This window comes from Mycobacterium sp. P7213, from assembly GCF_900604305.1.
Classification (GTDB): Bacteria; Actinomycetota; Actinomycetes; order Mycobacteriales; family Mycobacteriaceae; genus Mycobacterium.
The window spans coordinates 1-14,874 of record NZ_UWOA01000039.1 but is presented as its reverse complement, the minus strand read 5'-3'; the positions used below and the strand labels follow the sequence as shown (position 1 = coordinate 14,874).

At 69.1% G+C, this 14,874-nt stretch carries 13 protein-coding genes; 8 read left to right on the top strand and 5 right to left on the bottom strand.

Annotated elements, in window-relative coordinates:
* Positions 1-4 precede the first annotated feature (4 nt).
* From gmk to metK, 6 genes are all read left to right on the top strand, one after another.
* Entirely contained in the window at positions 5-607 is a 603-nt protein-coding gene (gene gmk / locus EJK91_RS15290; RefSeq protein ID WP_024443561.1) for a guanylate kinase, read from the top strand.
* A gap of 66 nt (positions 608-673) precedes the next feature.
* Positions 674-994: a DNA-directed RNA polymerase subunit omega gene (gene rpoZ, locus EJK91_RS15285; RefSeq protein WP_024443560.1), complete on the top strand. Its 321-nt coding sequence runs from the start codon at positions 674-676 to the stop codon at positions 992-994.
* A 28-nt stretch (positions 995-1,022) separates the two neighbouring features.
* Positions 1,023-2,270: a bifunctional phosphopantothenoylcysteine decarboxylase/phosphopantothenate--cysteine ligase CoaBC gene (gene coaBC / locus EJK91_RS15280; protein ID WP_125079351.1), complete on the top strand. Its 1,248-nt coding sequence runs from the start codon at positions 1,023-1,025 to the stop codon at positions 2,268-2,270.
* Between the two features lie 92 nt (positions 2,271-2,362).
* Entirely contained in the window at positions 2,363-3,721 is a 1,359-nt protein-coding gene (hpnE, locus tag EJK91_RS15275; protein WP_125079350.1) for a hydroxysqualene dehydroxylase HpnE, read from the top strand.
* A complete protein-coding gene (locus tag EJK91_RS15270; RefSeq protein ID WP_125079349.1) occupies positions 3,718-4,332 on the top strand; it encodes a TetR/AcrR family transcriptional regulator in 615 nt (204 codons plus the stop codon). Before hpnE ends, EJK91_RS15270 begins: the two co-directional genes overlap by 4 nt.
* Before the next feature lie 200 nt (positions 4,333-4,532).
* A complete protein-coding gene (gene metK, locus EJK91_RS15265) occupies positions 4,533-5,744 on the top strand; it encodes a methionine adenosyltransferase (RefSeq protein ID WP_024443556.1) in 1,212 nt (403 codons plus the stop codon).
* A 77-nt stretch (positions 5,745-5,821) separates the two neighbouring features.
* Here metK and EJK91_RS15260 read toward each other — a convergent pair whose 3' ends face one another.
* The 3 genes from EJK91_RS15260 to EJK91_RS15250 form a co-directional block, all read right to left on the bottom strand.
* Positions 5,822-7,306, bottom strand: a complete 1,485-nt coding sequence (locus EJK91_RS15260) for a flavin-containing monooxygenase (protein WP_125079348.1) — start codon at positions 7,304-7,306, stop codon at positions 5,822-5,824.
* 69 nt (positions 7,307-7,375) lie between these two features.
* Positions 7,376-7,768 (bottom strand): VOC family protein, encoded by a 393-nt coding sequence (locus tag EJK91_RS15255; protein ID WP_125079347.1) that lies wholly within the window; start codon positions 7,766-7,768, stop codon positions 7,376-7,378.
* A 4-nt stretch (positions 7,769-7,772) separates the two neighbouring features.
* On the bottom strand, positions 7,773-8,699 hold the full coding sequence (locus tag EJK91_RS15250; RefSeq protein ID WP_125079346.1) for an alpha/beta hydrolase: 927 nt from the start codon (positions 8,697-8,699) through the stop codon (positions 7,773-7,775).
* Here EJK91_RS15250 and EJK91_RS15245 point away from each other — a divergent pair.
* Entirely contained in the window at positions 8,698-9,420 is a 723-nt protein-coding gene (locus EJK91_RS15245; protein WP_192830908.1) for a lysoplasmalogenase, read from the top strand. The genes EJK91_RS15250 and EJK91_RS15245 overlap by 2 nt on opposite strands.
* Before the next feature lie 23 nt (positions 9,421-9,443).
* Here the strand turns inward: EJK91_RS15245 and EJK91_RS15240 are convergent, their stop codons facing one another.
* Positions 9,444-10,802 carry an alpha/beta hydrolase gene (locus EJK91_RS15240; protein WP_125079345.1) on the bottom strand — a complete coding sequence of 453 codons (1,359 nt, stop codon included), beginning with the start codon at positions 10,800-10,802 and terminating at the stop codon, positions 9,444-9,446.
* A gap of 167 nt (positions 10,803-10,969) precedes the next feature.
* On the opposite strand from EJK91_RS15240, the gene EJK91_RS15235 reads away from it, so the two are divergent.
* The gene (locus tag EJK91_RS15235; RefSeq protein WP_125079371.1) at positions 10,970-12,913 is read left to right on the top strand and encodes a primosomal protein N'; all 1,944 of its coding nucleotides are present in this window, start codon (positions 10,970-10,972) and stop codon (positions 12,911-12,913) included.
* Between the two features lie 336 nt (positions 12,914-13,249).
* On the opposite strand, the gene EJK91_RS15230 is transcribed toward EJK91_RS15235, so the two are convergent.
* On the bottom strand, positions 13,250-14,464 hold the full coding sequence (locus EJK91_RS15230) for an IS110 family transposase (RefSeq protein ID WP_125079344.1): 1,215 nt from the start codon (positions 14,462-14,464) through the stop codon (positions 13,250-13,252).
* Positions 14,465-14,874 lie beyond the last annotated feature (410 nt).

The window sequence follows — 14,874 nt, the reverse complement described above, 5'->3', positions numbered from 1 at the left end:
GGCAGTGAATACCGGTGGAGGACCGGACAGCGGGAACGCGGGACGCGTCGTAGTGCTGTCCGGTCCATCCGCGGTCGGTAAGTCGAGTGTGGTCCGGTGCCTGCGGGAGCGGGTACCGGACCTGTATTTCAGTGTGTCGGCCACCACCCGGGCGCCCAGGCCCGGGGAGGTGGACGGCGTCGACTACCGATTTGTTTCGCCGGCCGAGTTCGACCGGCTGGTTGAGAAAAACGAGCTGCTGGAGTGGGCCGACATTCACGGTGGCCTGCAGCGCTCAGGTACTCCGGCGGCCCCCGTCATAGACGCCACCCGCTCCGGCCGACCCGTTCTGATCGAGGTCGACCTGGCCGGGGCCCGGGCCATCAAGAAGGCCCTTCCGGAGGCGGTCACGGTGTTTCTGGCCCCGCCGGACTGGGACACACTGCAGGCCAGACTGGCCGGCCGCGGCACCGAATCCACCGAGGTCATGCAACGCCGGTTGGCCACCGCACGCACCGAGTTGGCGGCGCAGGGCGACTTCGACGCCGTCGTGGTCAACAGTCGATTGGAAACAGCCTGCTCAGAATTGGTATCCTTGCTGGTGGATACCGCACCGGGCGCGGTCTGATTTACCCGGACGACAACCAGCAGGCGTGACCCGCCCCAGCCAAAGAGCTTCAGGAGATTGTCTTAAGTGAGTACCTCGCAGACCGACTCGGCCGTGCTGACCGACGCCGACGAGTTCGACCCGGCGTCGATCGGTGGTTATGACACGCCCCTCGGCATCACCAATCCGCCCATCGACGAGCTGCTGCAGCGGGCGTCGAGCAAGTACGCGCTGGTGATCTACGCGGCCAAGCGGGCACGCCAGATCAACGACTACTACAACCAGCTCGGTGAGGGCATCCTCGAATACGTCGGGCCGCTGGTCGAGCCCGGCCTGCAGGAGAAGCCGCTGTCGATCGCGCTGCGCGAGATCCACGGCGACCTGCTCGAATACACCGAAGGCGAGTAGCCGGAGCCGGGCAGGACGGGTCGTACCGGTGGGCCAGAAACGGGTCGTCGTCGGTGTCTCCGGGGGCATCGCCGCATACAAGGCGTGCACCGTGGTCCGACAGCTGGCCGAGGCCGGTCATTCGGTTCGCGTCGTCCCGACCGAGTCCGCCCTGCGGTTTGTCGGGGCAGCCACCTTCGAGGCGCTCTCGGGCCAGCCGGTCGACACCGGGGTGTTCGACGATGTCCCTCAGGTCCCCCATGTGGCAATCGGCCAGCAGGCCGACTTGGTGGTGGTTGCACCGGCGACCGCTGACCTGTTGGCGCGCGCAGTGGCCGGTCGCGCCGACGACCTGCTGACCGCCACCTTGCTCACCGCGCGCTGTCCGGTGCTGTTCGCTCCGGCCATGCACACCGAGATGTGGCAGCATCCGGCCACCGTCGCCAACGTGGCGACGCTGCGGGAACGCGGCGCAGTGGTCCTCGAACCTGCATCGGGCCGGCTGACCGGCGCCGACACCGGCCCCGGCCGGCTGCCCGAGGCCGAGGAGATCAACACCTTCGCGTCGCTGCTGCTGGAGCGCGCCGACGCGTTGCCGCACGACCTGGCCGGGCAGAAGATCCTGGTGACCGCGGGCGGCACCCGCGAGCCGATCGACCCGGTTCGCTTCATCGGCAACCGCAGTTCGGGCAAGCAGGGCTACGCCGTCGCCCGGGTGGCCGCCCAGCGTGGCGCCGAGGTCACCCTGATCGCCGCACACACCGCGGGGCTGATCGATCCGGCCGGAGTCCACGTGGTGCACGTCAGCTCCGCGCAGCAACTGCATGACGCGGTGTCCAAGCACGCCCCCGAGGCGCACGTCCTGGTGATGGCCGCTGCCGTCGCCGACTTCCGCCCGGTGCGGGTGGCTCAGGCCAAGATCAAGAAGGGCCCCGACAGCGCGGGGGAGCCGACCATCGAGTTGGTCCGCAACGACGACGTGCTGGCCGGCGCGGTGCGTGCCCGTGCCGACGGGCAGCTGCCGAATATGCGGGCCATTGTCGGGTTTGCCGCGGAGACCGGCGATGAGAACGGCGACGTGCTGTTCCACGCTCGGGCGAAGCTACGCCGCAAGGGTTGTGACCTGTTGGTGGTCAACGCCGTCGGGGACGGCCGGGCCTTCGAGGTCGACCACAACGACGGCTGGCTGTTGGCCGCGGACGGAACCGAGTCCGCCCTGGAGTCGGGCTCCAAGACGTTGATGGCCAGCCGCATCGTGGACGCGATTGCGGCGTTCCTCGGCAGCAACCGCGCCTGACACGGCCCGCCACCGCGTGGCCATCGCAGCATTGACCGCTCGTCGTCACTCGGCTAACTTGCAGAACGTAAGTTAGCCGAGAGGGGCCGGAAATGGACGACCGTCGCTACGTGGTGATCGGAGGCGGTCTGGCCGGTCTGGCAGCCGCGGTCTGGCTGGCCGAGGCCGGCAAGAAGGTGACGCTGCTGGAGCGGCGCGGCCGGCTCGGCGGGCGTACCCAGGCGATGCAGGTGCAGGGCATAGCGGACCTCGCCGACAACGGCCAGCACGTGATCGCCAGCGGCTACGACCACCTGTTTCGCTACCTGACCAGCGTCGGAACCCGATCGATGGTCGAGTTTCCGACCGGCGGAACGCTGCGCTGGCCCGGCGGGGCCACCACCACCCTGGTGACCCGCGGACTGGGCGCGGTGCGAACGCTGTTCGGGCCGCACCCCGATGCGAGCCTGCTCGACCGGCTGCGGACCGCTGCGGCCACGGTGCGCCTGACCGGTGAAGCACTGTTTCAACCCGCCGATCTGCCCGATCTGACCACCGACCAGTGGCTGCGCCGCGTCGGGATGCCCGCCAAGGCCCGGGAGGCGGTGTGGGACTGGCTGGCACTGGGCATCGCGGCCGAGCCGGTGGAGCGGGGTTCGGCGAAAGTCTTTGCCGACGTCCTGGCCACCGGAATCCGACTCGGCCTACGCCACCGCGCTGCGGTGACCATCGGTTACCCCACCACCGACCTCGACACGCTGTACATCTCCGGCGCGCTCGCCGTTTTCGACCGGCTCGGCGTGGAGGTGCGCTACCGCACCGTGGCGCGGCGAATCGTGGTGCAAGACAATGCCGTTCGTGCCGTCCAACTGGCGGATGGCACCGAGGTCGCGGCGGACGCGGTGGTGTGTGCGGTGCCCAACTCGAATATCGCCGGCCTGCTCGACGATCTGCCCGAGCACGCCGACATTTACGCCGCAGCAGAAAAGCTGCACTACACACCGATCGTGAGCACCAACCTCTACCTCGACCGTCCGTTGGGCACCGAGGCGGCGATGGAGTCGGTGATCGGCGGCACGGGCGTCATCGACGAGGTGTTCGACCGGCAGCGGATGCAGCGCCGCGATCCCGATGGTGCGTGGCTGTATTGCCTGACCACCAGCGGAGCCTACGAGCAGATTCACCGGTCCAACGAGCAGATCGTGGCCGAGCAGATGGACATGCTGCGCCGCTACTATCCGGCCGCGGCCGAGGCGAACGTGGTGGCCGCGCAGGTGGTGAAGATGCCCAAAGCCACCTTTTCGCAGGTGGTGGGCACCGACGGGCTGCGCCCGGATCAACGCACGTCGGTGCCGAGCCTGGTGCTCGCCGGGGACTGGACCCGAACCGATTGGTCGGCGACCATGGAAAGCGCCGCCCAGAGCGCGGCCCGCGCCGTGGAATTACTGCTCGAGCTGCCGCCCTCGCCATGAGCCCGCAATCAGAGCCGAAGCGGCGGATGTCGGCACAAGCGCGGCGGACGCAGTTGCTCGACCACGCCCGCGACATCGTCGCCGCCGAGGGCTACGCCGCGGTGACCATCGAACGGGTGGCCCGCGCCGCGCAGGTCACCCGGACGGTGCTGTATCAGAACTTCGGTGATCTGGCCGGCCTGATGACCGCACTACTGGACCGCGAATCGGCGATTGCCTTCGCTGGAATGCGCAGCGTAGACGGTCCGCCCGACGAGGACCCGGACGCGCTCGGCCGCGGCATTCTGGCGTATCTGCATGCGGCGCCGACCAGCTGGCGCATCATCCTGAGCTCGCCCGCCGGTGCTCCGCCCCAGGTGGGGGCCCGCACCGAGGCGGGCCGTCGCTATGCCCGAACCATCGCCGCAGGCCGGCTGTCCCGGATCGTGGGCCACCCAGTCGACGCCGACGGCGTGACGACCCGGCTGTTGCTGTCGGCGTTGGAGGAACTGGCCCTGCTCCACCTCACCGATCCGCGAACTCACCCGGACGAATTGGTGCTCAGTTATCTGCGGTCACTGGTCGCCTGGGCGGTCCGGGTCGAAAAGGCGACGGCGGCGACCGGACGGTAGAGTAGGCGCTCGCAGGGCCGAGTCGTTCAGGATCCTCGTCGTGGGGGATGTTGTCGAGGATTTTCTGGACGGAGGGCAGCACCGCCATTACCCGGCCCGTGGCACGGGGGATGGGCACCGGGCTGCCAGGCTCTCCCGAGGACCACACGGCTATATTAGCCCGAGCTAACTTCTTGAACGATTACCCGGAAGGCGACATTGTGAGCGAAAAGGGACGGCTGTTCACCAGTGAGTCGGTGACCGAGGGCCACCCCGACAAGATCTGTGACGCCATCAGCGACTCGGTGCTCGACGCACTGCTCGCCGATGACCCCCGTTCGCGTGTTGCGGTGGAAACCCTGGTCACCACCGGCCAGGTGCACGTGGTCGGTGAGGTGACCACCAACGCCCGCGAAGCCTTCGCCAACATCACCAACACGGTGCGCGAGCGCATCCTGGAGATCGGCTACGACTCCTCGGCCAAAGGCTTCGACGGTGAGACCTGCGGGGTCAACATCGGGATCGGCGCGCAGTCGCCCGACATCGCCCAGGGCGTCGACACCGCCCACGAGGCCCGCGTCGAGGGTGCGGCCGACCCGCTGGACTCCCAGGGCGCCGGCGACCAGGGCCTGATGTTCGGCTACGCGATCGCCGACACCCCGGAGCTGATGCCGCTGCCCATCGCGCTGGCTCACCGCCTGTCGCGGCGGCTGACCGAGGTTCGCAAAAACGGCACGCTGGACTACCTGCGCCCCGACGGCAAGACCCAGGTCACCATCGAGTACGAGGACGACGTCCCGACCCGGCTGGACACCGTGGTGATCTCCACCCAGCACGCCGAGGGCATCGACCTGGTCAACACCCTGGACCCCGACCTGCGCGAGCACGTCATCTCCACCGTGCTCGCCGAGCTCGCTCACGAGACGCTGGACTCGTCGTCGACCCGCATCCTGATCAACCCGACCGGCAAGTTCGTCGTCGGCGGACCGATGGGTGACGCCGGCCTGACCGGCCGCAAGATCATCGTCGACACCTACGGCGGCTGGGCTCGCCACGGCGGCGGCGCCTTCTCCGGCAAGGACCCGTCGAAGGTGGACCGCTCGGCCGCCTACGCGATGCGCTGGGTGGCCAAGAACATCGTCGCCGCGGGCCTGGCCCAGCGCGTCGAGGTCCAGGTGGCCTACGCCATCGGCAAAGCCGCGCCGGTCGGTCTGTTCATCGAGACCTTCGGCACCGCCACCGTCGACCCGGTCAAGATCGAGAAGATCGTCCCGGAGGTGTTCGACCTGCGCCCGGGCGCGATCGTGCGTGACCTGGACCTGCTGCGTCCGATCTACGCACCGACCGCGGCTTACGGTCACTTCGGCCGTACCGACATCGAACTGCCGTGGGAGCAGCTGGACAAGGTCGACGACCTCAAGCGCGCCATCTAGTTGCTTGCGCCAGCAGTCGCGAAAGCCCCCATTTCGGCCTCGAATTGGGGGCTTTCGCGTCTTCTGGCCTACGGCAGTCAGGCGCTGAACAGGTAGTCGTCCATGTCGAAGCGGCGGCTGCGCCAGTAGGCCTCCACGGTGGTGGTGGGCCGCAACGGGACATCCCCGTGCTTGTCGAAGTAGTAGCTGTTGGCCGATTTGCAGCTGTCCTGCCAGAACACCTGGCGGTGCCGTTTGCTCATCATCTCGTCGAAATAGCGGGTATTGGCCGCCTCCGATATCTCGATCCGGGTCGCCCCACGGCCACGGGCGCTCTTCAGGCACCGCACGATGTGATGCGTCTGTGCTTCCACGAGTGCGAAATACGATGACCCGACGTAGCCGTACGGGCCGAAGACACTGAACAGATTGGGGAATCCTGGGATGCTGACCCCCTCGTAGGCCTGCAGTCGGTGCTCGTCCCAGAAGCTGGCCAGGGTCTGGCCTCCGGCCCCGGTGACGCCGAAGGTGGGAATGTTGTCGCTGTCCATCACCTTGAAACCGGTGGCCAAGATCAGCACGTCGACCTCGTGGGACGTCCCGTCGGCGGTGATGACCCCGGTGGGAGCGATCCGGTCGATGGGGTCGACCACCAGGTGCACGTTGTCGCGGTTGAACGTCGACAGGTAGGTGTTGTGGAAGCCGGGGCGCTTGCAGCCGACGGCGTAGTGCGGGGTGAGCTGCTTACGCAGTTCTGGATCGCGCACCTGGCGCCGCAGATACGCCCGTCCCGCCGACTCCATCTGCTTGGCCAGCGGAAACACCGTGAAGTACTGCGCCGCGATGGGGAAGGTCGCCTCGACGTAGGCCTGACTGACCAGCCGCTGCAGGGACTTGCCGCCGGGAATCCGCATCGCCCAGCGGATCGGAGTGGGCAGCGGCACATCGAATTTCGGGAAGCACCAGATCGGTGTCCGCTGGAATACGGTCAGTGCGGAAACCTTCGGCGCGATCTCCGGGATCACCTGCACCGCAGAGGCTCCGGTGCCGATCACCGCCACTCGCTTGCCGGTCAGGTCCTGCGAATGGTCCCAGCGGGCGGTATGGATCGTCACCCCGGCGAAGGTGTCGACACCGGCGATGTCAGGAAGGTTGGGGGTGGTCAGCACGCCGCTGGCGTTGATCAGGAATCGCGCGCTGAGCTCACCGAGTTGATCCGTCTGAACGCGCCACCAGCCGCGTTCGTCGTCGAACTCCGCGGCAACCACCTTGGTAGCGAACCGGATTCGCGAGCGCAGACCGTACTTGTCCACGCAGTGCTCGGCGTAGGCCTTCAGCTCCCCGCCAGGCGCGTAGGTGCGCGACCAGTCCGGGCTCTGCTCGAACGAGAACTGGTAGGAGAACGACGGGATGTCCACGGCAATACCCGGATAGGTGTTCCAGTGCCAGGTGCCGCCCACCCCGTCGCCGGCTTCGATGATCGCGAAGTCCGACATCCCGGCACGGTCCAGATTGATGGCTGCTCCGATTCCGGAGAAGCCGGCGCCGACGATCAGAATCTCGTGGTCGGGTTCCTCGCTCACGGTGCGCTCCTCATCGCCGGTGTCGATCGAGGTCGACGGTAGCGCGCACGCCGGGCGACCGGGGCGGTGTTACGGCAAATCCTGGGCTTCGGGCGGCAGGCGCCACGGTGGATTCCGGCGGGCCGCACCCGCGCGAAACAGGCACAACCGGTGGCCGTCGGGATCATCGAGCCGGGCCTCTCGCCACAGCCACGGCATATCGGTCGGTGGTTGGGTGAACGCAACCGAACCGCGCAACCGCTGGTATTGCTCGTCAAGATCGTCGGCTTCGAAATAGATCGTCACCCGCTCATCGGACGCGATCTCGCTGCTGCGCTCGACCGAGAAGGTGCTGTCCCCGTCCGGGCACTCGAACCGTAGGTAGTCGTCCGTCTTGACGATCAGCCGCAGTCCGAGCAGGCCGTAGAACGTCTCGGCGCGGTCCAGGTCGGTGCTGCCGATGGTGACCTGGTTCAGCCGCATCGCATCACGCCAGGGCAGCCCGCAACGCGGCCAGCCCGAGGTCGGCGGCCTCGGTGGCCACCGGGATCACGCCGGCGTAGCCCAGATAGCCGTGCACCAGCGTCTCGGCGTTGTGGACTTGCACCGGAACCCCGGCAGCGGCCAGTAGCTCCCCGTACCGGATCCCGTCGTCGCGCAGCGGATCGTGCCCGGCGACCGCGATGTAGGCCGGCGGCAGGCCGGCGAGATTCTCGGCGCGTGCCGGAGCCAGATTCGCCGGTGGGCTGGTCAGGTCGAGGTCCCCGGCGTAGGCGCGCGTCAACGCGGCGATCGCGGCGCTGTCGATGATCGGCGCGTTGGCGTTCTCGGTGAATGACGGCAGGCTGCCGTCGTAGGTGGTGGCCGGGTACCACAGCAGCTGGAAGGCGATCTTCGGGCCGCCGGCGTCACGGGCCAGCTGGCACACCACCGCGGCCAGGTTCCCGCCCGCCGAATCCCCGGCCACCGCCAGCTTCGACGGGTCGACGCCCAGCTCGGTGGCGTGGTCCGCCACCCACTCGGTGGCCGCCATCGCGTCCTCGACGGCGGCCGGGAACAGGTTCTCCGGGGCCAGGCGGTAGTCCACAGACACCACCACCGCACCCGCGTCGACTGCGTGCATGCGCGCGGTGCCGTCGTGGGTATCGAGGTCGCCGGCGACGAAGCCGCCGCCGTGAAAGAACACCACCACCGGCGCGCCACCCGATTCGGTGCCCGCCGGCCGGTAGATGCGTATCGGCAGGGCGCCCCCGGGTCCATCGATCACCCGGTCCTCGCTGGGAAGCTCCGGGTGCACCGGCCGATGGGGCAGGTTGCGCATAGCGCGACGCGCTGCTTCGGCGCCGTCGTCCAGTGTCAGTCGGAACGGAATGGCTTCCAGTACCTTCAGCACTATGGGGTCGATTGCTGGCATAAAAACACCGTACGCAACCAAACGAGTATTCACCGGCTGGGCAGCTGCGGGATGGCTGGGAGTGGCTTACGGCATCTTCCTGACGGTGGTGGCGTTGCGCTCAGCGCCGGGAGAGGCGCTGACCGGGCAGTGGGTCGGGCAGCCGGCCTTCAAGGCGGCGATGGCGGTGCTGTTGGTGTTCGCCGCGGCCGCCCACCCGATACTGAGGGAGGCGCGCTGGCTGATCCCGGCCCTGATCTTCTCGGCTACCGGCGACTGGTTGTTGGCCATCCCGTGGTGGGAACCGTCCTTCGTCGCAGGTCTTGCCGCGTTCCTCGTGGCCCACCTGTGCTTTTTGGGCGCGCTGCTGCCGCTGGTGGTGGTGTCGCGGGCCCGGCTGGTCGGGGCGGGCGTGGTGGCGGTGAGCTGCCTGGTGCTGTTGGCGTGGTTCTGGCCCGGCATGGCCCGCGAAGGCATGACCCTGCCGGTGACGGTGTACGTCGGGGTGCTCGGCGCGATGGTGTGCGCCGCGCTGCTGGCGAAGCTGCCCACCCCCTGGACCGCGATCGGCGCGGTGTGCTTCGCGGTGTCGGACGCCATGATCGGAGCCAGCCAGTTCGTGTTGGGCAATGAACTGCTGGCGGTGCCGATCTGGTGGGCCTACGCGGCCGCACAGCTGCTGATCACCGCCGGGTTCTTCTTCGGCCGGCCCACCGGCACCGAAGCGGCGGCCACGGACTGACATCCGCCGCCGGGCTCGGTCGGTCAATGCCGGTGATTCCCGGTCCCGGGACGCAGTCGTTCCGGGTCGAAGGCGGGCAGCCGACGGCGGTGCGGGGCGGTCATGTGGTGGTTCGCCAACGCATCGCCGTGTCCCGAAGCGATGTCGCCGATGCTGAACAGGGACTCCCCGCCGGGATCGAAGTAGGAGCTGTGGCCGCTCATCGGCAATGTCACACCGTGGGTTTCGGCTTTGAAGCGAGTGGACCCGTACCCGTCGGCGGCCGGGTCGACGCCCAGCCCGAGCGTGGCCGATGTTGGGTGCAGCGGTAGTTGCGGCTCGCCACCGAAGCCGGTGATCGGATCCGACGACGCCGCCCCCACATACACGTGACCACCGGCCGGCAGGTGAAAGTCGTTGGTGCTGTGGGCCAGGTCGGTTCCCGGTGACCCGACGAGCACCACGTCATCAGCGCGCAACCCCGCCGAGGCCGCCGCGTCGGCCACCGCCGTCGAGCCGTAGGAGTGGCCCACAACGGTGACGTGTGAGCCGCCGACATGCGACGCCATCAGGGAGTTGACGTCGGCGGCCAGCAGCCTGCCCCCGGCCCGTGCGGCAGCCGGTTGGGTCACCGCCGGATCGAACAGGCTGTCCGGTGCGCGATAACCCATCCATACCACGACCGAATTGGTGCGGTCGGGATCGGAGCGGACCACCTCGCGATAGACATTGCGCCCGTCCGGGTGCGACAGGTAGCCGTCGCGGACGCTGCTGTGTGCGCCGGGCACTAGCACGGTGACGTTGTCAGCGGTGTCCGGATCGCCGATCGCGATGGCAGCCCGCCCGCGTCCGCCGAACGCTGCCGGTTCATAGGTGAGCAGCAGCACCGGGGCGGCGCCGTCACCGGCGTTGACCGCGAGCCCGTCGCGGACCCGTAGCGCGTTCTGGTAGCGCGCCAGCTCGGCGGGACTGATCGCCGACGTCGGGTTGGCCACCCGGCGAATGTCGTCGGCCAGCGCCTGCCGGTTGATCCGGTCGCGCAGCCGGGCCGGCACACCGTAGCCGGAACCGCTCGAGCGCAACCGGCCTGTCTGGAACCGATTGTCGGCGATGCCGTCAGCGACCACCCGGCAGATCTCTCGCAGCTTGGCGGCCAGGAAGAGCTGGAAGTGGCGGGCACCGGCCGGGGTGTCCCAGACCGGCGCCCACGGAGAAGCCAGGGTGTCGCGGATCTCGCCGTGGATGGCGTGCAGGTGGCGACCGCCGGCACGGGCGTGCGCGGCGGCATCGTGCACTGTGGCGGCCAGCAGGTGATCGGTCAGCCCCGCAGTCCGCATCCGCGTGGCGAGGTCCGCCTCGCGACGTCGCACCGCGGCCGCGTGGGCCCCGCGCTGTTCGGGCATACCGCAGCAACGTAATTCAGCTCAGTTGGGCACGTGCCCGCCGATACACAGCCCGTCATGGCTGTGATCCGCCGTCTGCCGCGGTCGGCGGCGTCTGCTAGACCTGCGTGGTGAGTGTCGACAGCGAACCCGACGGCCGCAGCGAGCCCATCGCTCGGGTGCTGCCGATGCTGTCGGTGCCGCACCTAGACCGGGAATTCGACTATCTCGTCACCTCGGAGCAGGACGAGGATGCCCGGCCCGGGGCCCGGGTGCGGGTGCGCTTTCACGGCCGGCTGGTGGACGCCTTCGTCTGGGAGCGTCGTGCCGACACCGACCATGTCGGCAGGCTGGGCCGGCTGGAGCGGGTGGTCTCGGCCGAACCGGTGCTCACCGACGAGGTCCGCCGGCTGGTGGAGGCGGTGGCCGCACGTTATGCCGGCAGCAGGGCCGACGTGCTGCGGTTGGCGGTGCCGCCCCGGCATGCCCGGGTGGAACGCGAAGCGATGCCGCCAACCGAACCCCCCGTCGTCGGCCCGGTCGACCCCGCGGGCTGGCGGCGCTACGGAGCGGGCGGATCGTTTCTGGCCGCGCTGGGCGAAGGCCGGGCGGCGCGTGCGGTGTGGCAGGTGCTGCCCGGGGACTCCTGGACCGACCGGTTCGTCGACGCCGCCGCCCAGACGATCCGCGCCGGCCGCACCGCCCTGGCGATCGTGCCCGATCAGCGAGACGTCGACGCACTGTATCGGGCCGCGACGGCCCGCATCGATGAGCCGTCGGTGGTGGCGCTGTCCGCCGGATTGGGTCCGGCCACTCGTTACCGGCGCTGGCTGTCGGTGTTGCGGGGCGGGGCGCGGCTGGTGATCGGTACGCGCAGTGCGGTATTCGCCCCGCTGGCTGATCTGGGCCTGGTGATGGTCTGGGATGACGGTGACGACTCCCTTGCGGAGCCGCGGGCGCCCTATCCCCATGCCCGCGAGGTGGCGATGCTGCGGGCGCATCTGGCGGGCTGCGCCGCCCTGATCGGCGGGCACGCCCGCACCGCCGAAGCGCACGCTCTGGTGGGCACCGGGTGGGCGCACGACGTGGTGGCCCCGCGGGCGGTGTTGCGGGCGGCCGTGCCGCGGGTGGTCGCCCTGGACGACACCGGCTATGCCGAGGAGCGCGACGCGGCGGCGCGCAGCGCTCGCTTGCCCACGGTGGCGCTGCAGAGCGCGCGCAGCGCACTGGCTGCCGGGGCGCCGGTACTGGTGCAGGTGCCCCGGCGCGGTTATGTTCCGTCGCTGGCCTGTGGGCGCTGCCGCACGATCGCGCGCTGTCGGCACTGCACCGGGCCGTTGTCGCTGCCCGAGCGTGGCGGGGCCGCCCAGTGCCGCTGGTGCGGCCGGGTCGACCCGGCGCTGCGGTGCGCGTGCTGCGGGTCGGATGCCGTGCGGGCGGTGGTCATCGGCGCCCGGCGCACCGCCGAAGAACTTGGCCGCGCCTTCCCGGGCACCCCGGTCGTGACCTCCGCCGGTGACACCATCGTCGACCGCATCGAGGACGGTGCGGCCCTGGTGATCGCCACTCCCGGCGCCGAACCCCGCGCCCCGCACGGCTACGGGGCAGCGTTGTTCCTGGACAGTTGGGCGCTGCTGGGCCGCCAGGATCTGCGTGCCGCCGAGGACACCCTGCGGCGCTGGATGGGCGCGGCGGCGCTGGTGCGTGACCATGCGTCCGGCGGGCTGGTGACGGTGGTCGCCGAATCGTCGATCCCGACGGTGCAGGCGCTGATCCGGTGGGATCCGGTCGGCCATGCCGACGCCGAGTTGGCCACCCGGGCCGAGGTGGGGCTGCCGCCCGCGGTGCACATGGCGGCCCTCGACGGTGATCCGGAGTCGGTGACGACGCTGCTGGAGCAGGCGCGGCTGCCCGACGGCGCCGACCTGCTGGGGCCGGTGCCGTTGCCGCCGGGAGTACGGCGTCCGGCCGGGGTGCCCGACGAGCTGAATGTGATCCGGATGCTGGTCAGGGTGGGTCGCGACCACGGCTTGCCGTTGGCTTCAGCGTTGCGTCACGGCATCGGAGTGCTCAGTGCCCGCGGCTCGACTCACCCGGTGCGGGTCCAGATCGATCCCTTGCACATCGGTTAGCTGGCTGTAGGTCGTGTCAAGTGGGTGTGTGGTCGTGGTGGATTGGCGTCCCGGCTCGGGGCGCTGACGTTGCGTGCTCGTCGGTGTGCTCGTTGGGGGCCGGTGCCTAGGCGCCCACGCTGATTTATGCGACCTCGATGTGTTGGGTCATCTGGCGTCGTTCGGGCTGCCGTGGAGGCGAAGGGCCGGGTGCCAAGCTAACCTCGGCGTAACTCGCGAGCGGGTCCGCCATAGCAAGTACGGCATCTGATCCGGCCCTTCGTCCCGTCTTCGAGCGTGGCACTGCCGACGGGGATTGTGAAGGGTCTGATCGGTCCTTTCGTTGATGGTGAACAGTCAGGCCCAGCGGGTCGGGTCGTAGGTCGCGTGGTCACGCACCAGAGCATGCGCGATACGGGTGGCGCGGTTGGCCAGTGCGCAGGCGATGACCCCGCCACGCTTGCCGCGGGTTTTGAGTCCGCCGGCGTAGGCCTTGGCCGCCGGCTCGGTCAGCCACAGCCCGATCCCGAGGTCGATCAGGGCACGCCGCAGCGCCACGCTGCCCTCTCGACTGATGGACCCGTCGCGGCGCTTATGAGCGGATTCGTACTGCATCGGCGACAGCCCCGAGGCGCGGTAGATTTGCCGCGGTCCGGGCCATCGGCCTGGATCACCCAGTGCAGCAGCGTAATTGGACACCCGCACCACGCCCCAACCCGGCACTGTCGTCAACGTGGTGAACGGACTGCGCGGCAGCAACGCCGCCAACTCATCCTCAGCCGCCTGGATTTGCGCATCCAAATCGGCGAGCAGGTTCAAGTCGGCGGCCAGGATATGGCGGGCGATCACCGCATCCCGGGTCGGCAACGCATCACGGGCCGCGCCGACCAGGCGCTCGGCAACGGGACGGCGCAGCCGCAGGTCCCGGGCCGCAGCGAAGCGGATTAACCGGTTGGCTCCGAGGGCGGCCAACCGCGACGGGTCGCAAAACTCCGCAGCGACCAGTCGGCCGATCTTGGTGGCCAGCACATCCGGTAGCGCCAAGGTCAGCCCGGGAAAGGCCCGATCCAGCTGGCCGAGTAGTTGGTTCTTCGTCGCCGTGCGGGTGGCTACCCGCCGGCTCCGATGCCCAGCCCAGGCACTGAGTTCACCGAACACCGAATCGCGGTCGCCGACCGAGCGTCCGTGCCCGGCCAGCACCAACTCGGTGATCGCCTCCAGGTCGATGACGTCGGTCTTGATCCGACGTCGGCCCTGCACGCGGCGCTGCTCGGCGACATGGGCGGGATTGAGCTCCACCACCTCCCAGCCATCTGGCCAGCGATAATCAAGCACCGGGCGGTGATAGTGGCCCGCGGCCTCCACGGCGACCTTGACTTGTCCCGACGCCGGAACCACAGCCATAGCGCGGTGCGCGGCGCACGTCAGGCCCGAGCGGTTCATCGCGAACTCCGTGGGGCTGATCAGCTGATCACGGGCCGCGTCGGTCACCGAGAACAATGCCGAAGTCTTGCCGACATCCACAGCAACGACGATCGTGGACGACGTGACTAGCGCACTCTGCACAGACATAACAACACCTCCGGGGCGTGTCAGGAGAACCCGCGTGCGTCAACACACGGGCCTCGAAAGGAATCCCTTACAGATCCCTTCCTGACACCTCCGGAGGCGTTTGTGAAGGACCTACCTCGACCTATATCAGCCAGTCGGCCGGCCCCGCCTCACCACGGCACGAGTTGGATCATGCCGGGCGCCCTGGGTGGCGTCGGCGGCGGCTCGGCAGGCGTGCCGTTGTCGGAGCCCCCGCCGCCTGCGCCGCCGTTGTCGCCGCCGCCGTTTTCTGAGCCGCTGCTGTCGGTGGCACTGCCGGACGGTGGACCGCCGGGGGCCGGCCGACTGGCTGATATAGGTCGAGGTAGGTCCTTCACAAACGCCTCCGGAGGTGTCAGGAAGGGATCTGTAAGGGATTCCTTTCGAGGCCC